Origin of the sequence: Brevibacterium atlanticum, assembly GCF_011617245.1 — a bacterium.
Lineage (GTDB): Bacteria > Actinomycetota > Actinomycetes > Actinomycetales > Brevibacteriaceae > Brevibacterium > Brevibacterium atlanticum.
In genome coordinates, this window is record NZ_CP050152.1 from 3470407 (window position 1) to 3492796 (window position 22390).

Consider the following 22390-nt stretch of genomic DNA (forward strand, 5'->3'; position numbering starts at 1 on the left):
CTCGAGCAACAGTGCGCGAGACGGGATCATTCCGGTTGTGGCCGGAAGTACAGCCGAGCTCGTCGGCACGGTCGGTGGGAATTTCAGCTGGCGGGTCGACCATTTACCCGGCGCCGACGCGGGCGCTGGGTTGAGGCTCGATCCGGTGTCGGGACTGCGACCGTGCGCAGTCCCGCGGGCGGTCAGCCGAAGAGGGTCTCTGCGATCTCCCGTGCGATGAACCGCGCGTGCAGTACCGGTGTCCGACTCGGGTCGACCGATGCCGGGGGCACCCATGCTGGGCGACCGTCCCTGAGCATGATGCAGTACCAATCGGACTTGTCGATCAGGTGGTGATGGGCTGAACATGCCAACGTCAAGTTGTTGACGTCGGTCTCGCCTTCGTCTGCCCAAGGGACGATGTGGTGGGCTTCGCACCGTCCAGGAGGAGTGTCACAGCCGGGGAATGAGCATCCCTGGTCACGGCTGGCGAGGATCGCCAGCTGCTTCTCGGTCGCCAGTCGCCGTTCGGTCGCGAGTGCCAACGATTTGGTCTTCTTGCCCATCAGGTGAAAGAACACCGAACCGTTGAGTCCTTCGAGTGCGGCCGAGTTGATCGGGAATGGTGCCTCGACCCCGGTGGCCGCTTTGCCGGTCTGCGTCGCGAGGTCTTCGGCCTTGGCCGTGACGACCAGCGCGTAGGCGGCGCCCGCCTTGATGCGGTTCATCTCGATACCACCGACGAGGCTGGAGAAGCGTTCGTAGATCCGGCGGCGAACGCTCGGCTGCTGCGCGGCCATCGCGACCAGGGTGCCGTCTTCCCTGACGCCCGCGCCCTGCGGGATCTCGCCGTTTTCGCCGACCTGCGGCTGAGAGAAGTCGAGCGAGGGGTCGAGGCAGTCGGAACGATCCCCACGCAGAACTTCGGCGAAGGTGTCGACGATGGCTTGGTCGCTGTCCGACGCCGTGGCTCCGGAGGTGGCCGCAGCGGTGATGTCGGAGAGCACCCCGGCTTCTGCCGCGTAGCAGGCAGCGCCTTCCGTGCCCGGCGCAACAGTGCTGTCGACGCCACCTCCTGTGGTGGCTGCTCCATCTGCACCGCCGTCCACCTGCGGCGCATCGTCTTCCTCGTCCGCTGCTGCGTCGGTCTTGATACGGGAGGTGAGCAGCCCGTTGAGGACTCCTCCAGTCTCTGCGTCGAGTCGACCTTTGAGGGTCCAGGTTCCGTCCTTGAGCTGGCGCAGGTTGACGTTGAAGTCGTCCCGGTCGGCCGCCTCTTTCGGCTTCCGACCGTCCGGGTCGATCCAACCGCAGATCTCCTCGAAGAGAGCGTGGATGTCTCGAACGCGGACGGATGGCGCCTTTTCGACGAGCAGCCGTTCGGCTTTGAGCTTGTCGTCTTCGGAGACCGTCGGCGGAAGGCTCTTCAGGCACTTGATGATGGTCGACGCCTGGTTCGACGACAGCGTGCCGTTGCGCAGTGCCGCCGACAGCGTCGCGAACTGCGGTTCGATCGATTCGCCGCTCATGGCGGTCCGCTTGCCCAGGTGTTCCGCGAGCTGAGTCCTGCGGTGAGCCTCCTGCGAGGAGAGGTTCAGGCGATTCTGGACCAGCGCTTTGGTCGTCTTGGCTCCGTAGTCGCGGGGTGTTCCGACCCGGTCGAAGACCGAGAGAGTGACGACTGACAGAGACTCGGTCAGCCGATCAAGTGTCTCGAGTCCGTCGAGCACCGTCACTGCGTCGTCGGGCCCCATGGGCCGCGAGAAGTCGCTGAGCTCGCCCAGCAGACGCTGGAGCTGTTCGACGCTGCCGGTGACTTCCGGGGCAATGTGTTCGAGGTCTGACCAGCGATATTCATCGAGCAGGGGATGCCCGTCCGTCGTCGGAGCGGTGTTCGCTGCCACGGCTCGGTGGCGCTCGGCACGTTCGAGCTCGGCCGCGCGTGCTGCTTCCTGCGCCTTCTGCTTCTCCTCGTCCCACCGTTCGAACCGCGCGTCCAGCTCGGCGCTTTCGCGTTCGCAGTCCTCACGGAACTGCTGCGCTTCGCGTTCTTCGCGCGCCTCACGCAACTCTCGCGCTTCGCGCTGCTCCGGTGACTCGCCTGCTTCGCGCTTCTTCTTCAACCATGCGGTCTGGTGTGCGTCGATCTCCGCAATGCACGCCTTGACGTCTTCTTCGGTGCTGGGCTGAACGGACTTGCGCGACCACAGCCCTTCTGCGTCGCGCAGGTCGCTTCCCTGCAGCGTCGATGGAGTGACCGCGGCGTCTTCGTCGTCCGCCTCGTCGGCGATGCTGTCGAAGCGGTCGGCCAGGGGATGTCCGGTGAGATCGAGGCCGGCCCGTTCGAGAAGTTCTCGATAGGACGGCGCGGCGGGTCCTGACCCTGCGGAAATGTCCGGAGCCGGTGAGTCTGGGTGAAGTGGGGTCGACGAAGTCGAGCTGGAATCGTCGTCGTTCTGCTCGTCGTGCCTACGGTCGGGGATGAGAGCCATGTTCTCTGTGTCCGTTCATCATCGTTGATGTCTTCGGCTACTTATATTCTAATATAGAATTCGAACTGAGTCTATACTTTGTACTATTTTTCTTCTTTTCAAGTTCTTCTCTACGATCGCTTACGATTTTGTGCGGCTTACATGAGATTGAGGGTCGACGAGAAGTGAAGAGCTCCCTGACCCCACCGAAAGCGTCAGACCTCGAAGCCGATAAAGCCATCACGCCATCGCGCTGGCCCGCCAGGCGGAATAAGTGCGAAATCGCAGCGAATCCCGGAAGAGAATAGCCGAGGAGACACGGTCTCCAATACCTCCTTTCAGACTACATTTCGACACTGACACGACTTCTGGGCGCGACAGGAAGCGACAGTTCGCAGCGGCGCGGGGCGGGCACCCAGGCGTCGCAGGACACACGCTCCGCACCGCCGGAAGAAACCCGTCCACAGCTCCGCAGCACCGGAAGGAACCCGCCCCGGCATCGCAAGAAGCGCCCCGAAACGACTCAGGAAGCCGGCCCACACCAGCGGGCCACGCCAACAGCAGAGGATATGTTGCCATTTCCGCAAACCCTCTTGCAGATTCGCGCGACCTAGCGTCAGACTGTCCATACACCGATCCACGCCAGCCACGGATTCATGGCAACAACCGATCCGCGGCAGCCACGAATGACACTTCAGGAGAACTATGTCCCCCACAACACCGACCGTCCCCACATCACCGAACGCTCCCGCATCACCCATCGACACTGAATCGCCCACCGACACCGAAGCACAGATCACCACCGACACGCACTCCCCTGCGACAGACACCCGGACCGTCGAGGTGGCCATCGTCGGCGGCGGTGTTGCCGGTTTGGCCGCCTCGGTGGCACTCGCCCGATCCTTGCGCTCGGTCATCGTCATCGACGCTGGTCAGCCCCGCAATGCGCCGAGCGCGCATGCGCACAACGTTCTCGGCAACGAGGGCATCGATCCTCTCGAGCTCGTCGCGAAGGGCCGCGCCGAGGCGGAAGGCTACGGAGTGGCCTTCCTCGACGCGACCGTCACTCACGCAAGCCCAACCCAGGCCCCCGAGGAGGGTCCGGGGCATCGGTTCGAACTGGCCACCTCGGCGGGGGTCGTCATCCGCGCCCAGCGGATCATCATCGCCGCCGGACTGACCGATGAGCTGCCGGACATCCCCGGCCTCGCCGAGGGGTGGGGCGACACCGTCCTGCACTGTCCGTACTGCCACGGATACGAGGTCCGCGGGCAGCGCCTCGGCATCATCGGGACCACCGCGATGTCCTACCACCAAGCGATGCTGTTCTCCCAGCTCAGCGAGGATGTCACCCTCATCCGACACAATGCTCCCGGTCCCGATGCCGATCAAGCCAGGATGCTCGATTCGCTCGGCATCGAGTACATCGACGCCCACGTCGCCGAGGTGGACCGCACCGACGCCGGCACCGTCCTATCGCTGCGGCGACGGTCCGCAGATGCTGCGGCTGGCGCGGGTGGTGCGGGTGGTACCGAAACCCTCACCTTCGATGCCCTCGCCGTCGGCGGCTACGCACGTGCGAACACCGAGCTGTTCGGCCAGCTCGGCGGCGGCGTGGACGATCATCCGAGCGGAATGGGAACCTACATACCCACGCAGATGGCCGGCCAGACCGCAGTGCCGGGCGTGTGGGCGATCGGCAACAGCGCGGATATGTCGGCCATGGTCGTGGCGAGTGCCGCGAGCGGCGTCCTCGCCGGTGCCCACGTCAATGCCGACCTCATCATGAGTTCGGTCGGCTGATCAGCCCACCGATGGCCTCAGTGCGCGGGGCGTCGGGCGCGCCGGCGCCCTCAGCGAATGACCTCAGTGCGCGGCCTTCACACACAGCACCGGAACCTCGGCATCGAGGATGACCTTCTGGATCGTCGAACCGAGGAGGAACTTCCCTACCGGCGTGCGCTTCCTGGTGCCGAGCACGATGAGCTCGGCCCCCACCTCGGCGGCGGTGTCGAGGATCTGTTCGGCCGGATCGTATTCGCTGCCCATCGTCAGCACCCGGAATTCGACCTCTGAGCGGGACAGGTAGTCCTTCACGGACTTCAGTTCGCCCTCGCCGAGGCGGTAGGAGTCATTCCGCTGCGCCGACCGTGAGGCGTTGACGACGACGAGCTCCTTGCCGTCCTTCTTCGCCTGCGCGATTCCGGAGTCGAGCGCCGCATGACCGGCGGGATTGTTGACGTAACCGACGAGAATGCTCATTTATTCACCTTCGCTGATCTGAGCTGACAGGACGGAACAGAACGGAGTGGGCGGGGCGGTGGCCCCGCCTCCCAGGATAACGGTGCCGCACCTCGGCGAACGCCCGCTGGCCCCCGGTGGGGAACCTGCCGGTGCCCGCCGGGGTACGTGCCCGCCGGGGTACGTGCCGGTCGGGCGATGGGACTGTGTCCCACCTCGGCGAGGGTGTGCCTCACGTCAGTTCCTCGGGATTGCGGAAGCGGGTGCTCGTGCCCTTCGTCGAACGGTTCCACAGCCAGGTGATGACCCACAGGACGACGCCGATGCCGACGAGCGCGACCGCGATCTGATACTGGATGAGGTCATCGAGGCGTGCCCACGGACCGACGAGGAACGCGCAGCTGAACACGCCGATCCACGGCAGGAAGGTCGGCGCCTTGAAGTGCTCGTGCGCAGCCTTCTGCTTGCGCAGGATGAGCACGGCGACGTTGACGACGGCGAAGACCGCGAGCAGCAGCAGCGAGGTGGTGCCGCCCAGCGACGCAGTCACCGATTCGGGCAGGATCGTCGTCACCGAGATGATGAGCGCGTAGGCGATGAGCGTCGTGAAGATGATCGACACCCACGGCGACCGGCGGCCGGCCAGCACCTTCGCGAACACCGGCGGGAGCACGTTCTGCTTCGCCATGCCGTAGAGCAGGCGGCTGGCCATGAGCATGTTGATGAGTGCGGAGTTCGCGACGGCGAACATCGTCATGAACGGGAAGATCGCGTCGATCGGGATCCCGGGCGCACCGGCCCGGACGACGTCGAGGAGCGGGGTCTCGCTCTCGGAGAGCTGACCGATCGGAACCGCCGCGACCGCGACGATGGACACGAGCACGTAGATCACACCGGTGATCGAGAGTCCCGAGAGCATGATCTTCGGGAAGATCCGCGGGTCCTTCGTCTCCTCGACCATGTTCACCGAGTCCTCGAACCCGACCATCGAGAAGAAGGCGAGCGCCGTCGCACCGGTGATCGCGAGGAACACGCTCTTGTCGTCGGCGGTCTCGAAGATCATCACCCGCGAGAAGTCGGCGCTGCCGGACCCCAGCGCGAAGAAGCCGACGACGATGACGAGCAGCAGACCGGTCAGTTCGATGAGAGTGAGGAAGACATTGAACCAGACACTCTCGCCGACACCGCGGAGGTTGATCGCTGCGACGAGGGTGAGGAATCCGAGCGCAATCCACATCACGCCGGTGCCCGAGATGTCCCAGCCGAAGCCGGCGACCATATTCGCCGCGAACACATTCGAGGCCGTCGACGCCGAGGTGATGCCCGAACTGAGGACGGCGAAGGCAACGAGGAAGGTGACGAAGTGGATCCCGAACGCCTTGTGCGTATACAGCGCGGCGCCCGCGGCCTCCGGGTACTTCGTGACGAGCTCCATATACGAGAACGCCGTGATGAGGGCGATCGCGAAGGCGAGGATGACCGGCGCCCAGCCGGCACCGCCGACCTGCCCCGCCACCTGGCCGGTGAGCGCGTAGACGCCCGTTCCGAGGATGTCGCCGACGATGAACAGGAGGAGAAGCTTCGGCCCCATGACCCGCTTGAGGGTCTCGGGCTGCCGCCCCTCACCTGATTCGACCGTGGTCGTCGATCCCTTGTCGCTCATGATTCCTCCGTGTCGTCAGCGGCCGGTTCGCCGCAGCCGGTTCGCCGCGGCAGGTTCACCGCAGTCCTGGCAGTCCTGGCAACTCCGACGGTGGTCAGAGCCTGACCCAGTATGCCTCAGCTCCGCACAACATCGAGAAACGCAGTGAACAGTGCCTTCGCGTCACGTTCGCTCTCAGGCCCAAGCTCCTTCGCTTCATCCAACAGCGTAGCTTTATCGAACCCGAGTGTCCGCAGTTTCTCCGCATCCCATCGCAGAATGTTCTCTCGTGTCGCCTCGGGATGGAACTGCGTCCCCCAGGCCCGGCCGACCCGGAACGCCTGGAACTCGCAGGCCTCGCTGCGCGCCAGCAGCGTCGCTTCCCCCGGCAGCGAGACGATGCGATCGACATGGCTTTCGACGAACGACGTCCGCGGTCGGATCGCGGAGAACACGAGGTCGTCGACCGCCTCGGCGGTAGCATCGATCCTCGTGTACCCCTTCTCCGGCGCCCCGGTCTGTGCGCGCACGTCACCGCCGATGACGTGCGCGATGAGCTGCCCGCCGAGACAGATTCCGAACTGCGGCAGATCCGTCTCCAACGCGCGCCGCACGAGCGCGGCCTCATCGGCCAGCCACGGCGCCCGGTCCGTCTCATCAGGCATATACCCGCCGCCGAGCATGACCAGCCCGTCATACTCACCGAGCGAATCGGGCCCCGGCAGCGGCGAGACACCCCCGATGCGCAGGTCGAACTCGACGTTCTCGCTGATCATCCACCGCGTCAGCTGCCCCGGCTGAGACTCGATGTCATTGACGATGACGAGCAGCCGGGTCATGATTCCCACCCCGCCGAGGCGGCTGTGCCGTCGGCTGAGGGCGTGCCGGTAGGTGCCGGCGTGCCGAGGAAGGCGGTGTACGCCTCCTCGTGCGCGTCGAGGACGCGCAGCGCATTGTCGAAGCCGAGCTTGCGCAGGTCGGCCTCCGACCAGCCGCGGTCGCCGAGTTCGGCGAAGAGGTTCGGGTACTGACCCGCGTCGCCGAGTCCGGTCGGCAGCTCATCGACTCCGCAGATGTCGCCGCCGAGCCCGATGTGGTCGATGCCGATCCTCTCGCGTACGTAATCGCAGTGGTCGGCGACCTGGGCCACGGTCACCTCGGGGGCGGTGCCGTTCTCCCCGGCTTCGACCCATTCGCGACGCTCGTTCGAGACGAACGAGGGCACGAACGTCATCATCGCCACTCCCCCGTTTCCGGGCACGCGATCGAGGACTTCGTCGGGGATGTTGCGCGGGTGCGGGTTGAGGCCGTACGCGCACGAGTGACTGAAGATCACGGGCAGCGTGCTGATATCCAGCGACTGGTGCATCACGGACGGCGCGACGTGGGAGAGGTCGACGATCATGCCGATCCGGTTCATCTCCGCGACGACCTCGCGGCCGAATTCGCTCAGGCCCCCGTGGTGCGGGTCGTCCGTGGCCGAGTCGGCCCAGGAGTGCGTCGTCGACCAGGTCAGCGTCATGTACCGGGCACCGGCGCGGGCGTACGAGCGCAGCAGCGCAAGCGACTCGTCGATCTGCTGGCCGCCCTCGACACCCATGAGGGAAGCGACCTTCCCGGCGGCGCGAGCGGCGCGGACGTCGGCGGCAGTGCGGGCGTAGGCGAGTCGTTCGGGATAAGCGCTGACCACGCGATTGACCGCGTCGATCTGCTCCCACGTCGCCTTGACGGCATCCGCCCCGGTGATCGAGGAGTGGACGTAGACGGACCAGTACTGCGCGGAGACGTTCCCGGCCGCCAGCTGATCCATCGTGGTGAACGGCGAGACTGCCGGGTCATTGAGGCCCTCGACGCTGTAGTCGCGCTCTTCGCGCAGGAACCAGGCGAGGTCGTTGTGTCCGTCGAAGACGTCGATGCTCATGTGCTTCTCCTTGCTCGTGGGGTGCTGCTGGTGGGGTGCCGCTCGTGGGGTGCTGATCGGGTGCCGGCAGGGTGTGACGGAGCGCTGATCGCGTGCTCCGGTCTGTCACTGATCGCTTCGGTCAAAACTCGCGTCGGTGGAGACGTGTTCTTCGACCGTACCGATAAGTGAGCGTTACGCAGAGACGGACTGGGTGCGCGAGACACCGGCGGTGCGCGACATGGTGGACCCGACCGGACCGACTCGAGACCCGACCGACTCGACCGGCCCGACCCGGCGACCTAGAGGAATCGGTGGATGGCCTCGCCGGCCTCGCGCATGATCGGCATGACGTCGACGACGCGGTCGGTGCCCGGCTCCCAGTTCGCGAAGACCGCATAGGCCACGCGCCGCTGCCGCGTCATGACGATTCCGGCATCGGCCCGGATCGTCCCGTTCGTGCCCGTCTTGTTCCACACCCACACGTCGCGCTGGTAGTTGTAGTGGGCCAGGGGATCGAGATCGAACGCCGAGGCGACCATCGACGTGTCCGCGCCGGCGCCCAACCAGCGACGGAAGATCTCGTTCGTCGACTCATCCCAGAACTCGTCCTTCGCATGGCGGGCCATGAAATCGCTGATCTCCGCGGCCGTACCGGTCGACAGGGTCCGCGGCGCCTTCGCCGGTCGCGGCCAGCGCAGGAAGTCGTGCAGGCTCGAGTTCGAGTACCCGAGCTTCTCCACCTGCGCCGCAACGTTCTCGAGGCCGACACGACGGATGAGCACATTCGTCGCGAAGTTGTCGCTGAAGGCCCCGATGAGCAGCGCCACGTCGAAGATGCTCAGATCGTCCTGCTCCATGAGGTACCAGATCCCGGACTCGTCGACCCGTTCAGACGGCCGGCGGTGCAGACGTTCCTCCAGGTCGAGAGTGCCGTCCTTGTACATCTGCAGCGCCGTGTGCAGCAGGAACACCTTGCCCATGCTGGCGGTGTCGAGTTCGTCGTGCTCGTGGTGGGCGAACACATTCTCCCCGCTGTCGATGTCGAAGGCCACAGCGCTGAAGCGCACCCCCGGCAGTCCGTCGAAGTCCAGTTCGCTCATAATCGCGCTCCTGTCAGTCTCGTGGTCGTCGTACTAGTCAAATGCTCGCGCTCTTCACGCGCTGCCTGTGCGGGCCGCCGGGTCCACCCACATCCGCGGCTGCCCGTCCGCCGGCGCTTCGAGCGTGACAGCGACGCCGAGCGGCACGCTCGGGGCATCCGGGTCATGCCCGAATCCCATCTCGCTGATGATCGGAATGCCCGCATCGCCGAGGTAGTCCATCATCAGCGCCTCGACCTCGTCGACCGGCGCGCAGTCCTCCCACGATCCGAGCACCACCGCCTCGGCCGAGGCGAACCATCCGCCGCGGACGAGCTGAACCATGAGGTTGTCGAGCCGGTACAACTCCTCGTCGACATCTTCGAGCATGAGAATCGTCGGCCCGTTCGTCTCCCGCCACCGGCTCGCACCGAGCAGTTCCGGACTGCCGATCCCGGCCGCCACGAGGCTGAGGTTCCCCCCGCCGAGGCGGCCCTGCGCCGTCCCCGGGACCAACGTCCGCGCCCGGCTCAGCCGGCGGGTCGCGGCAGCACCGTCTTGGGTGGGCGAAATGGTCGGCTCACCGGCGGATTCATCCGACCATTTCGCCCACTTAAGCGACGGGTGGGCGGGTGCGGAGGCGCCAGCAACGTCCTCGCCTGCACCAGCTGGGTCCGCCGGGAAACCGAGTTCGCGGCCGCCCCAGGGGTGGAAGAGCCAGGAAGCCACCTCGTCTGGGACCACGGTCGAACTCTTGAACGGGTCGTTGCCGACCATCGGGCAGAACAGGGTCGCCACCCCGAGGTGGTGTTCCCAGGCCTGGTGGAGGGCGGTGATGTCCGAGGACCCGGTGAGCAGCTTCGGCCGGCCGTCTCGGCGTCGCAGATGTCGGCGCATGAGGTCGAAGTCGATGCCGTCGAGCAGACGCATCGCCCCGTATCCGCCGCGCAGAGCGATGACGGCATCGGTGTCCGGATCGCACCAGGCGTCGACGAGGTCGCTGCGGCGCTGCTCGTCGGTGCCGGCGAGATACTTCACCCGAGGATGCCGGGCGCGGACGTTCTCACCCGGGACGACGCGAAGCCCCCAGGATTCGAGCTGGGTGATCGCGCGCAGCAGCGACTCCTCGTCGGTGGGCCCGGACGGCGCGATGAGACGCACGGTGTCACCGGGCCGCAGGGGTGCGGTGCCGAGGTATGGGCTCGACACCTTCACACCCGCACCATCTGCCACTGCGTCAGATTCGACTGTTTCCGGGCTACTCATTCCTCACCAGACTCTGACTTCCCAGTCGCGGAACCGCGGCGAGCAGCTCCTGCGTGTAGGCGTGCTGTGGGTCTTTCAGCACCGTGTCGACATCACCGTATTCCACAATCTCGCCTTTCTTCATCACTGCCACTGTATCCGCGATGTTCCAGGCCAGACCCAGGTCGTGGGTGATGATGAGTGCGCTCATCCCGAGGTTCTTCTTCAGCGCGAGGAACAGGGACAGGATCTCCCCGCGCACCGAGGCGTCCAGGGACGCCACCGGCTCGTCGGCGATGAGCACCTGCGGATCCAAGGCGAGCGCCCCGGCGATGACGACCCTCTGCCGCTGTCCGCCGGAGAGCTCCTGCGGGATCGACTCGAGGTAGTCCGCGGCCGGGGTGAGCTCGGCGGCTTCGAGGGCACCGATGACCCTCTCGTACTCGCGATCCTTGATCCCCTGCACGCGCAGTCCTTCGACGACCGCCTCGTAGACGCTGCGTTTGGGGTTGAGTGAACCCGACGGGTCCTGCAGGATCATCTGCACCTGCCGCCGGAACGTCCGCAGCGCCTTCGCCTTCTTCGGCAGCGGCTTGCCCGCGAACGACAGCTGCGAACCCGGCTCCACGTCCTGCAGCCCCAGCAGCGACCGCGCCAGGGTCGTCTTCCCCGAACCGGACTGGCCGACGACGGCGAGGATCTCCGCCTTGTGCAGCGCCAGGTCCACGCCGCGGACGGCTCTCTCCCGGCCATGCCGGGTGTCGAAGGAGACGCTGAGGTCCTTCGCCTCGAGCACCACCTCGTCGGTCATGGTGAACGGCTCCGCCCGGGTCACCTCGGCGGGTTTGAGCGTCCTGGGATTCAGCCGGGATTCGGGGTCGCCGATCTGCGGGAACGCACCGGCGAGCTGCTTCGTGTACTCCTCCTGGGGTCGCAGGCACACGTCGTCGCTGGGCCCGTACTCGACGAGCTTCCCGTGCCGCATGATCGCGAGCTTCGCACACACCGCAGAGAGCACGGCCAGGTCGTGGCTGATCATCAGCAGCGAGATCCCGCGCTCGGCGACCAGCGCCGCGAGCCCGGACAGGATCTGCTTCTGCACGATGACGTCAAGCGCCGTGGTCGGTTCGTCGGCGATGATGATGTCCGGTTCGCATGCGAGCGCCATGGCGATCATGATCCGCTGCTTCTGCCCGCCGGAGAGCTCGTGCGGATAGGCGATGGCCTTCGACCGGTCGAGGTCGACCTCGCTTAAGAGTTCGAACATCCGATCCCGGCGCTTCTCCGGGGTCGTCCACGTGCCCTTCGCATGGTGTTCGAGGGCCTCGATGATCTGTTTGCCGACCTCACGGACGGGGTTGAGCGAATGCAGGGCGCCTTGGAACACGATCGACGCCTGCGCCCACCGGACCGCGCGGATCTGACCGAAGTTCAGGTCCTTCAAATCCTGCCCGCCGAGGAGGACCCGCCCGTCCAGCCGGGCCGACTTGGGCAGCAGGCGCAGGGCCGACATGATCAGCGTCGACTTCCCCGATCCGGACTCCCCGGCGATGCCCAGGGTGGCTCCCGCGGGCAGGTCGAGGCTGACGTCTTCCACGGCCACGACGTCGCCGCGGTCGGACGACGACCGGTAGGTGATCGAAACGTTCTCGAAGCTCAGATCGGTCATCAGCGGCTCCTCAGGGCGGGGTTGATGATGGCCTCGAGCGCACGGCCGACCATGGTGAAGGCCAGCACCACGAGGAGGATCGCGACGCCGGGGGTGAGCACGTACCACCAGTAGCCCGACGTCGCAGCCGACACGTCCATCGAGTTCTTCAGGATGGTGCCCCACGACTCCTTGCTCGTGTCCCCGAGGCCGAGGAAGGACAGAGTCGATTCCGCGATGATCGCCCCACCGACCGTCAGCGTCGTGTTCGCGAGCACGAGCGGCATCACCGACGGCAGCAGGTGCCGGAAGAGGATGTGCCGATGCCCGGCACCGAGGATGCGCGCCCTTTCGATGTAGAGCCGGGATTCGACGCTGAGCGTCTGCGAGCGCACGATGCGCGCGGTCGAGGCCCACGATGTCAGTCCGATGGCGACGGCGATCGTGAACACCCCGCGTTCGAGGACGGAGGACAGGACGATCGCCAGCAGCAGGGACGGCAGCACGATGAAGAAGTCGACGATGCGCATGATGACGCCGCCGAAGAGCCCGGTGAAGTGACCGGCGGCCAGGCCCATGATCGTGCCGATGACCATCGACATCACGGTCGCGGCGACGCCGACGAGGATGGACACGCGCGCACCCCAGAGGATGCGCACCCACATCTCGCGGCCGAGGTCGTCGGTGCCCAAGGGGTGTTCGAGGCTCGGCGGGGCGTAGCGGGGGACGTCGAGCTGCTTGGTGACGTCGAGCATCGACTCGGGCGCGATGAGCGGGGCGGCGACGGCGATGATGACGAAGAAGAGGAGAACGACCGCGCCGACCATCGCGGGGATGTCGGAGCGGAACAGCGCCCAGTTCTTCTTCGCGTTGTTCAGCCGGCGTTCGCGCACGAGCTTCGCTCCGTCGACGGCAGGGGCGGCACCATGCTGATCCGAGCCACGCGGATCCGAGCCGCGCGGATCCGAGCCACGCGGATCCGAGCCGTCCGACGGGGAGTTCGGGGCCGCCTCGGCGGGGGTATCTGCACTCATCAGGCCCTCCTGACGCGGGGATCGAGGAATCGGTAGACGAGGTCGGCGGCGAGGTTCATGAGGATGATGATCGCCGAGAACACGACGAACGTGCCCTGCAGAAGCGGCAGGTCGGGGCCGCGGATCGCCTCGAAGGTGAGTTTGCCGAGCCCCGGCCAGGAGAACACGGCCTCGACGGTGACGGCGCCGGCGATGAGCCCGCCGATGTGGAGGAAGACGACGGTGACCGTCGGCAGCAGCGCATTGGGCACCGCGTGCTTGCGACGGACCTCGTCCTCGGTCAGGCCTTTCGCACGGGCGGTCGTGAGGTAGTCCTCGCTCATCTCCTCGAGCAGGGAGGCGCGCATGACCATGAGGAACTGCGCATAGACGACGGCGACGAGGGTGATGACCGGGAGGATGAGGTGTTTGATGACGTCGACGACCGCGGCTGCCGACCACGGTTCGAGGCTCGGGGTGACCATGCCGCCGGTGGGCAGCCACTGCAGGGTGCCGCCGAAGATCATCAGCAGGATGAGGCCGAGCCAGAACGTCGGCACGGACCAGAAGATCAGCGAGGTCGACGAGGCGACCTTGTCGAAGAGCGAATTGCGCCGCCAGGCCGAGAGCTGACCGAGCCACAGGCCCAGGGCGATCGCGATGACGGCGGCGGTGGCGGTCAGCAGCAGGGTCGGTCCGAGGTATTCGCCGATGAGCGAGGCCACGGGCTTCCGGTAGACGTAGGACTCGCCGAGGTCTCCGGTGACGATGCCGACGAGGTAGTCCCAGAACTGGACGATGACGGGTTTGTCGAGACCGTACTGACTGCGCAGCTCCGCGATCTGGGCCGGGCTCATCGGCCGTTCCTTGGCGATCTTGAGCACCGGGTCGCCGGGCAGCAGGCGGAATGCGAAGAAGCCGAGGAGCACGACGAGGATCATCGACGTCGCCGCCCCGCCGAGCTTGCGCAGGAAGTACCGCGTGAACGATCCGCCCGCCGGTGGTTCGTCCATGTCCCGGTCGGGGCCGGTTTGGGCGGCGCCGGCTGATCCCGTCGCGGAGGCGGTCGATCCCGTCGCCGAGGCTGCTCCCCCGGTCAAAGGGCCAGTGTCCTTGCCCGCGGGGCCCGTGCCCGCTCCGGTGGGACCCTGGTTCGGGTCCCCCGGTCGGGGATCGTCGTGGGTGGGTGTGCTCACTGCGGTGCTCCTGGTACTGAAGGGGAGGGTCCGGGCCTGTGTCCCGAAAGGCTAGGTCCCGAGGGGCCCTGGTCCCGGACGCCGCTGCTGCGACGTCCGGGCCGCTGCTCGCGGGCTGCTACTCGCGGTCGTCGGACTTCTTGCGACGGCTAAGCAGCCAACCGCCTCCGCCGAGGACGATGATCGCGCCTGCGACGATGCCGATCCATCCGCCGGTGCCGATTCCGCCGCCGCCCGCGGCGTCCTCGTCGCTCACCGGTTCGACCGAGGCGTAGCCCCAGTAGCCGACCTGGTTGGCAATCGCTCCGCCGTCGGTGGGCTGCTTGGTGAAGTTGTCGAACCGGTCGGAGCGGTAGGCTTCGAGCTGGTTCGGGTACCACAGCGTCACCGAGGGGGCCTCCTCGTAGTGGATGGCCAGAGCCTTCTGCACGAGATCCTGGCGCTTGGCCTGGTCGAGTTCGACGTGCTGGGCCTGATACAGCTTGTCGAACTCCTTGTTGCACCAGCCGTCCTGGCTGGTGCCGCCGTTGCCTTCGGCGTCGGGGCGCTGACCGCAGGTGTTGATGCTCAGCTGGTAGTCCGGATCGGGGTTGATCGACCAGCCGGAGAAGTACATGTCGTAGTCGCCCTTGGTGGTGCGCTCGGACACGGTGTCGACGTCGGTCGATTCGTTCTTCAGGTCGATGCCGATGTCCTTCATCCACGGAGCCAGGAACTTCGCAGTGCTCTGCTCGATCGGAGCGTCGGCGTCGGTGAGGAAACGCAGCGTGAGCGTCTTTCCGTCCTTCTCGCGGATGCCGTCGTCGCCTTCCTTCCAACCGGCGTCGTCGAGCAGCTTCTTCGCCTTCTTCACGTCGAAGCCGCTGATGACCGGGTTGTCGGATTTGAGCGCCCAGTTCGGGTAGACGGCGGGGATGAAGCTCGTCGCCGGCTGTGCGTAGTCCTGCATGACCTGCTTGCGCAGGGTCTCGACGTCGATGCCGGCGCGGATCGCCTGCCGGACCTTCTTGTCCTTCAGTGCCTTCGCCCCGGTGCCGAACTCCTTGCCCTTGGCATCGGCGACTCCCGGGTTGATCGAGATGCCGTTGAAGCGGCGGCCGTGGCCGTCGTTGAGGTCGACGTTCTCGGCCCCGTCGAGGGCGGAGAACTGTTCGGGGCTCAAGCCCGTGATGAAGTCGACCTCGCCGGAGCGGATCGCCTGCACCTGAGCGTCGGAGTTCGTATAGTAGCGGTACTGGATCTCGTCGAGCTTCGGCTTGCCGCGCCAGAAGTTCGGGTTCGCCTTGAGCGTGACCGACTTGTTCGCCTCATAGCTCTCGAGCTGGAACGGACCCGAACCGACGGAATCCTTATCGTTCTTGAAATCGCCGGGCTTGTCGATCTTCGACCACACGTGTTCGGGGACGATGGGGATCTCCTGGCCCGGGTTGTTCGCCTGCGGCTTCTTCAGGGTGATGACGAGGGTGTCGTCGTCCGGCGCCTCGACCTTGTCGAAGTTCTCGACGAGGCTGCCGTTGGCGACGGCCATCTCGTCCTTCTCCATCATCTGGGTGTACGTCCAGGCGACGTCCTTCGATGTCAGCGGTTCACCGTCGGACCACTTCATGTCCGGTCGCATCTGATAGGTCCAGACCAGTCCGTCGTCGTCCGTGTTCCACTCGGTCGCGAGGCCCTCGGTGACCGAGCCGTCCTTGGCGTCGTTGGCCACGAGGTTCTCGTACATGTACCGGAACGTGTTCGTCGGCAGCAGGTAGAAGGAGGTGAATGGGTTGAAAGAGTCGATGAAGCCGTCGGTGGCGATCCGCAGCACGTTATCGCCCGGGGCCTCGGAGGTCGCCGCCTGGGCCGGCGCGGTGGCCAGCGATCCGGCAAGCGCCAGTGCTGCGACGCCGGCGAGACACCGGTGCCACCCTCTGCGCAATGTGGGGTTGGTGAACATCCCTGTCCCTCTGTTCTTTCAGTGATTCGGTTATGGATATCTGCAGGTGAGATCCTGCTCACACTTCATCCTAAGTCGCTGTGACCTCAACTTCGGACAAATGCGCCCTGTTTGTCTGCGTGGCACTCACCGTCCTCCCCTGCAGCGCGGGAGGGCCCGCCCGCGGGCGATGCCGTGAGCTCCGGCTCCCCCGCCTCGGCGAGGACATCGTCGATCGTCTGCCCGGCCCGGATGAGGAAGAACTGCGGCGCCCCTTCGCCGAGGCGGCCCCCGGCACGACGCTCATCCGCGGCCGGGGATGGGCTGGGTCCGGTCTGGTCAGTGCCGGTCGGGGCCGGCCGGTTCGGGTCGGCTCCACCACCGGCGGCGGTGATGCGGTAGCCGTAGACGGGCACGCGCGGGAGGAGATTGTAGGAGAAGGGGTTCGAGAAGTAGTACGCGCCGGTGTCGGGCACGGCGACGAGGTCGCCGGCGTCGAGGCCGGGCAGCATCCGATCGCGGGCGAGCAGATCTCCGGCGAAGCAGGCGGGGCCGGCGACGTCGGTGGGGACCGCCTCGGCGATCTTGGGGCGGCCCTGCGGGTCGAAGGGCAGGATGCGCAGGGGCCAGTCCGCGGGAGCGTAGGCGGTGCGGGTGGCGACCTGGACGCCCGCGTGGGTCATCGCGATGCGTCGGCCGCCGGTGGTCTTCGCGTATTCGACGCGGGTGAGGATCGTGCCGGCCTTCGCGAGCAGGGCACGGCCGAATTCGGTGACGATGTCGAAGTCGAAGAGCTCGGGGATCCGGGTCTCGAGAGCGCTGCGGTAGTCGGCGAAGGTCGGGGTGACCTCCTCGCCGTCGAAGTTCACGGGCAGTCCCCCGCCGATGTCGATGCAGGTGACCTGCCGTCGGCCTGCTCTGGTGTTGATCTCTGCCGCGAGTTCGACGGCCACGGCGACACCTTCGGCTGCCTGTTCGAGGCCGATGCCCTGCGACCCCGAATGGACATGGACCTGGGTCAGCCACGGCCGGGAGAGATAGGCCTCGATGACGGCGGCACGGGATCCTTCGTCGGTGAGGCCGATGCCGAACTTCGACGTCTGGGTGGCGGTGCTCAGCGCGCCGATCGTGCCCGTGCCCGACTGCGGGTTGATACGGATGCCGATCCTCGCCGAGGTGGGGGCGGGATACGCGGAACCCACGGCCGGTGTCAACGTCGTCGTCCCCGCCGAAGCGGGGGCGGGGGTCGCCTCCGAGGCAAGGGCGGGGGCTGCCGTCCCCGGCGCGGCGGCTGTCGTGTGTCGCTCCTCGAGGAGCGTGTCGAGTCGAGCGAGTTCCTCGAGGTTGTCGATGTTCATCGACACTCCGAGTTCGACGGCTCGACGCAGTTCGGTCCAGGTCTTCGCGGGTGAATCGAAGACGATCCGGTCGGGGGTGAACCCGGCGGCGAGAGCGAGTTCGAGCTCGCCGGGACTGGCGACCTCGCAGCCGGCCCCCGCCTCGGCGTAGAGGCGCAGCAGCGGGCGGAGCGGCACGGCCTTGCAGGCCACGGCATGGAGGACCTCGTGGTCGGAGGCGAAGGCCGAGCTCAGCTGCGCAAAAGCTGCGTCGATGTGGTCGAGGTCGATGAGACCGATGACGGGGTGTGCGTCACTGAGGGCGGGAGCGCCGGTTTGGTCCGACGTGTCGGCGATGGTGGTGATCGCGCGCGCCCGCCGGGCGGAGATTGAGGAAGCGTCGTGTCTGGTGTGCATCATGTCCTTCGTCAGCGGTATGAGTGCACTCTAGAACGCCAGCTCCATAAGGTTCGGACACTATTGCGCCAACGTTCTCGCGGCACAGTTGTGATGAACCGACAATCAGGGTCGTGTGCTGCCGCCTCGTTCGCTGCCGCTGCGTTCGCTGCCGCGTCGTTCGCTGCCGAGAGCGGTCTCCCTGTCGACGACGAGGACGGAGAGTTCCAGCCACAGTCTTTCGGCACGTTCGGAGGTCGACAGTCCGGTGATCTCCTCGATCCGGCCGAGTCGATGGCGCAGGGAGTTCGTGTGCACGTGCAGTCGGCGCGATGCCTCGGCGGAATTGCCGACGGTGGCGAAGTAGACCCGCAGCGTCTCGAGCAGCTGCCCGTTGTGCTCCGCATCGTGGGCGGCGAGCGCCCGCGCCGGTGCCGAGATCTGCGGGCTCACGGCAGACGACCCGAACGGTGGGTGAACCGTATGCGGCGCGGTGCCTGACATCGGACTCTGTGAACCCACACCGCTCGTCGGGAGCTGCGAATCCGCGGCGCGGAGGGCGTCGGCCGCCGTGAGTCCGATGAGCTCGGCGGCGACGTCATCGGCCGTGGCACCGATCGCCTGAGCGGTGACGGTCGACGAATCTCTGCCTGAGGGTGAGTGCCCCCGCTCCGCTGCCGGCCCCCGCTCCGGAGGATGGCTCGTGTCCGCCGCCCGGCCCCGTGCCCGAGTGCCGCGGCTGAGCAGCGCATCGACGATGTCGACTGCCTCCTTCCACGCCCGGTGCACATGATCGAGTCTCTCGACGGTGCACCCTACCCCGAAGAGGAGCATCCCGGACGACGGCAGCGATCGCTTGAGCGCCGCGAGCACACGCGTCTTGACCTCGGCCGCGGTGAAGTGACCGTCGATGTGGACGAGCACCGCGAGCCGGCCGGTGCGGTCGTCGTGAGCGAGGACGGCATCGGCGAAGGCCGCACGCAGATGGAACCGCAGCGCCGGTTCCCGCTCCGGGGCCACCTCGGCGAAGGCGAGAGCCGCGTAGTGCCCGGAGAAGGGCAGTGCGAGCAGCGTCGCGGCCGGCCCCAGGTCAGCGGCGCCGAGGAGGATCGACCCAAGCGCTTCACGGCGGATGCGCTTCTCGAACGGTGAGCGCCGCAGGGTGCGCAGCATGACCGGAAGTGCCGCGCGGGCCGCGTCGCGGAGCACCTCACGCAGCGATTCGGGAGCCACGGACTCCGGATAGGCGGCCCAGATCGTGCCGATGAGCTCGCCCTCGCTGCGCAGTGCGATCACCGACCGTGCCGGGGTCGCACCGTCGGCGGGACGCTCGACGACGTCGGTCGAGCGGCGCACGGTGTCGAGGAATCCGGACTCCTCGAGTTCGGCGATGCGCCAGCCCGGGATCGCACCGGAGAGGATCGTCTCGCGGCGGATCTCATCGAGCTCGTCGCCGAGGTTGGCATGGGCGAGGACGCGGGAGGCCGGGTCCTCGATGGTGATCGATGCGCCCGTCGTTTCCGCGATGACCGCGGCCAGCGCGCTGAGGTCATCGACATCAGGCCAGGCCAGAGTGCTCGCGGCCCCCTCGCGGAGCTGGCGGAGATGGACGAGCACCTCGGACCACGTCACGGCCGGGGACCGTTCGAGGAGCACCGGTGCGGACTCTCCCTGGCGATTCGCGGGGGCGTCGGTGAGGTGATCGTGGGTTCCGGGCGAGAGGATCAGCGCCGCCGCCCCGCGGTGGGTTTCGATCAGCGCGTCGAGATGGCCGGAGCCGGCGACCGCCTCGGTGATGAGCACGACGGTGCCGGTCAGCGTCGGAGTATCGGCGTGCAGGTCGAAGTCGAACTCGACCCGGGTGACGACGACATCGTCGGTCGCCTCGGTGAGTGGCAGGAGGAAGCCCTCGGTGTCCCGGATCAAGTGGGACAGGCGGGGACTCGCGGCGTCTGTCATGGGTCCCACTCTAATAGGCGGGCCGGCGGCTGCGGGTGGCGGCGACGATCGCCCACCGAGGCGGCGGGCCCCGTGTTCACGGGCTCGCGGCACGGGGCGGCCGCCTCGGCGGGGGATTCCTATTCCGGTGAGTAGTACTTGAACTGAAGGGCGCGGACGACGAGCTGGGCGAGGTTCTTCGCGCCCAGCTTGGTGCGCAGGTTCTTCGCGTGCGACTTCACCGTGTACATCGTGACGAACTGCGCCTCGGCGATTTCGTCGTAGCCGTGCCCCTGGCAGAGCAGGGTGAGCAGCTCGAGCTCCCGGTCGGTCAGCTGCGGCGCGGAGAGCGGGGCCTCGGGCAGGTGATCGCCGCTGATGCTGATGTCCTCGGCCAGGCCTTTGAGCAGTTCGGGCGACTCCCCCGCCGAGGCGGCGCGTACGACCGAAACGAGTTCTTCCTCGCCGGCCGTCTTATTCACCACGGCGAGTGCACCGGCCTCGAGTCCGCGGGCGATGCCCGGCCCGGGCGCCACGGTGGTCAGCAGCACCACGCGGGCGTCCGGGTCGCGCTCGAGGATGGCCCCCGTCGCGTCGACGCCGCTCATTCCCGGCGGCATGTTGACGTCCATGAGCACGAGGTCGGGACGGTGCGCGGTGAAGGACTCGACGGCCTCCTCGCCGGAGTGGACCGGGTCGAGGACGGCGAAGTCGCCGGCGTCCCGCAGCGCCGCGGTGACCGCGCGCGTCGTCCAGGAATCGTCGTCGACGACGAGGATCGACGTCACGCGTCGACCGTATTCCGATCGCCGGCGGAGTCATCGCGGGCGGGCCGATCGCCGCCGTGGGTGATCGATCCGCCTTCGCTGGTCGACTCGCTGGGATGCCCCGGTCCGCCTCCAAGGCCGCGTTCGACCACTGTCTCCTGGTCTCCTTCGTCCATCGCCGAGGCGGAAGCCCCACTGTCGTTCATCGGCGCGGACAGCACGTCGTCACCGATGACGTCGATCATCACGGCGTCCGAATCCACCGCCGCACGGGTGCCAGCCGCCGTCACGGACGCCGACCCGGCGGACGGACCTGCGGACGTGATCCCCGCCGACGGCGCGAGGAATCGGACGGGCAGAGCCACCTCGACGACGGCTCGCTCCTCCTCATCGGTCGCGACCCGGCACCGCCCGCCCACCGCGGTCGCACGTCGGGTCAGTGATCGCGGTGCCTGAGTGAGTGCGGCGGGGGTTTCGTTGATGCTGCGGCAGACCAGCTCAGCCCGGTCGCCGTCCTCGCCGCGCATCTCGACCTCGATCGAGGCGGGAGTGGCCGGAGTGGAGTGGCGGATGACGTTCGTGGCCAGCTCGAGCATGACGGCGCGGAAATGGTGTCCCAGCATGCTCGAGGAATATGCCGGCAGCGGCGACAGACTGGTCGTCAGCGGCACGGAGCCGGCCGTGCAGCCGTCTTCGATCGCGGTCGTCAGCTGCTCGGCCTCGGCGCGGAAGCGGATGCGGGAGCTGCGCCGATCCCCGGTGCAGCTTTCGGCTTCCCATGTGCTCAGACTCGTCACCAGCTGGCGCAGTCTCTTGGTCGCTTCGGCATTGACGAGCGAGAGCTCGGCGAGCAGTCGCGCGGCGTTCTCCGAGTCGGTCTCCTTGGCCAAGGTGCGGATGATCGCGGATTCGGTGGTCAGGGAGTGCGAGATCGTATCGTGCATATCGCTGGTGAACCGTGCACGCATCGCGTCGAGAGTCTTCTGGTGGTCGACTGCGGCACGTTCCCTCCGGTCGATCTCGCGCCGGATCCGCACCTCGACGAAGCTGGCAGAGAGACCAAGCAGAGCGTAGGTCAGCCAGCCGTAGCCGAGGTCGGTCAATCCCTCGAATCCCGCGTCATAGGACCCCAGCTGAGTGGAGGCGAAGAGGTAGGCGGCCAGCCCCACGGTGCCGAGCGCGAACCCGATCCAGCGGCGACGGCTGATGAGGACCGCCGTGGCGAGGATGAGCGCCTCGGGGTACATGTTCTCCAGGTCCGGGTAGAGCTGGGAGAACACCATGCCGAGCCCGGTCGCCGCGATGACGATGGAAAGCGGCAGGAATGCGGCGAGGACGATGAACCCGTAGGCGAGGATGAGGAACGCGGCGTAGCGGGGTTCGGCGATCTCGAACGACCCGGGCACGAGGATGGTCAGGCCCATGATCAGCGCCAACAGTCGGATCGGCAGGTCGATGAAGCGCGGTCCTCTGAGGAACCGCCACACGCGGGCCGGAACGCTCATGCTCGAGCCGTCGATCGCTGTAGTCATGGCCTCTATTGTGCTACACCTGCAGGGCGCCGACCACGCCCTCCCGAACTACCTGACGGCGGCCCAGCAACCTCGCGCGAGGTTG

General features: G+C 67.0%; 16 protein-coding genes. 1 reads left to right on the top strand and 15 read right to left on the bottom strand.

The features are described from left to right. Window positions 1–182: 182 nt before the first annotated feature. A complete protein-coding gene (locus GUY23_RS15480; RefSeq protein ID WP_166973879.1) occupies window positions 183–2471 on the bottom strand; it encodes an HNH endonuclease signature motif containing protein in 2289 nt (762 codons plus the stop codon). A 684-nt stretch (window positions 2472–3155) separates the two neighbouring features. On the opposite strand from GUY23_RS15480, the gene GUY23_RS15485 reads away from it, so the two are divergent. Further along, complete coding sequence (locus GUY23_RS15485; protein ID WP_166973882.1) at window positions 3156–4253, top strand: NAD(P)/FAD-dependent oxidoreductase; 1098 nt, start codon at window positions 3156–3158, stop codon at window positions 4251–4253. A 63-nt stretch (window positions 4254–4316) separates the two neighbouring features. Here GUY23_RS15485 and GUY23_RS15490 read toward each other — a convergent pair whose 3' ends face one another. The 14 genes from GUY23_RS15490 to GUY23_RS15555 all read right to left on the bottom strand — a co-directional run bounded on the left by GUY23_RS15490 (window position 4317) and on the right by GUY23_RS15555 (window position 22305). Next, complete coding sequence (locus GUY23_RS15490) at window positions 4317–4712, bottom strand: universal stress protein (RefSeq protein WP_166973885.1); 396 nt, start codon at window positions 4710–4712, stop codon at window positions 4317–4319. Window positions 4713–4923: 211 nt separating this feature from the next. After that, a complete protein-coding gene (locus GUY23_RS15495) occupies window positions 4924–6354 on the bottom strand; it encodes an APC family permease (protein WP_166973888.1) in 1431 nt (476 codons plus the stop codon). A 116-nt stretch (window positions 6355–6470) separates the two neighbouring features. Next, on the bottom strand, window positions 6471–7172 hold the full coding sequence (locus GUY23_RS15500; protein ID WP_166973891.1) for a type 1 glutamine amidotransferase: 702 nt from the start codon (window positions 7170–7172) through the stop codon (window positions 6471–6473). Then, window positions 7169–8254, bottom strand: a complete 1086-nt coding sequence (locus GUY23_RS15505) for a dipeptidase (protein WP_166973894.1) — start codon at window positions 8252–8254, stop codon at window positions 7169–7171. Before GUY23_RS15505 ends, GUY23_RS15500 begins: the two co-directional genes overlap by 4 nt. A 281-nt stretch (window positions 8255–8535) precedes the next feature. Beyond that, window positions 8536–9336, bottom strand: coding sequence for a serine hydrolase (locus tag GUY23_RS15510; protein ID WP_166973897.1), 801 nt, complete (start codon window positions 9334–9336; stop codon window positions 8536–8538). A 54-nt stretch (window positions 9337–9390) separates the two neighbouring features. After that, entirely contained in the window at window positions 9391–10548 is a 1158-nt protein-coding gene (locus tag GUY23_RS15515) for a S66 peptidase family protein (protein WP_228282430.1), read from the bottom strand. 25 nt (window positions 10549–10573) lie between these two features. Beyond that, window positions 10574–12229, bottom strand: coding sequence for an ATP-binding cassette domain-containing protein (locus tag GUY23_RS15520; RefSeq protein WP_166973903.1), 1656 nt, complete (start codon window positions 12227–12229; stop codon window positions 10574–10576). Further along, window positions 12229–13242, bottom strand: coding sequence for an ABC transporter permease (locus tag GUY23_RS15525; protein WP_228282432.1), 1014 nt, complete (start codon window positions 13240–13242; stop codon window positions 12229–12231). The genes GUY23_RS15520 and GUY23_RS15525 overlap by 1 nt, the downstream gene beginning before the upstream one ends. Then, entirely contained in the window at window positions 13242–14417 is a 1176-nt protein-coding gene (locus GUY23_RS15530) for an ABC transporter permease (protein WP_228282434.1), read from the bottom strand. The genes GUY23_RS15525 and GUY23_RS15530 overlap by 1 nt, the downstream gene beginning before the upstream one ends. A 118-nt stretch (window positions 14418–14535) precedes the next feature. After that, on the bottom strand, window positions 14536–16356 hold the full coding sequence (locus GUY23_RS15535) for an ABC transporter substrate-binding protein (protein ID WP_166973905.1): 1821 nt from the start codon (window positions 16354–16356) through the stop codon (window positions 14536–14538). 86 nt (window positions 16357–16442) lie between these two features. Beyond that, a complete protein-coding gene (locus GUY23_RS15540) occupies window positions 16443–18092 on the bottom strand; it encodes a type III PLP-dependent enzyme domain-containing protein (RefSeq protein WP_228282440.1) in 1650 nt (549 codons plus the stop codon). A gap of 102 nt (window positions 18093–18194) precedes the next feature. After that, complete coding sequence (locus GUY23_RS15545) at window positions 18195–20027, bottom strand: PucR family transcriptional regulator (RefSeq protein WP_166973908.1); 1833 nt, start codon at window positions 20025–20027, stop codon at window positions 18195–18197. Between the two features lie 119 nt (window positions 20028–20146). Then, the gene (locus GUY23_RS15550) at window positions 20147–20794 is read right to left on the bottom strand and encodes a response regulator transcription factor (RefSeq protein ID WP_166973911.1); all 648 of its coding nucleotides are present in this window, start codon (window positions 20792–20794) and stop codon (window positions 20147–20149) included. Beyond that, on the bottom strand, window positions 20791–22305 hold the full coding sequence (locus tag GUY23_RS15555; RefSeq protein WP_166973914.1) for a sensor histidine kinase: 1515 nt from the start codon (window positions 22303–22305) through the stop codon (window positions 20791–20793). Before GUY23_RS15555 ends, GUY23_RS15550 begins: the two co-directional genes overlap by 4 nt. Window positions 22306–22390: the final 85 nt, after the last annotated feature.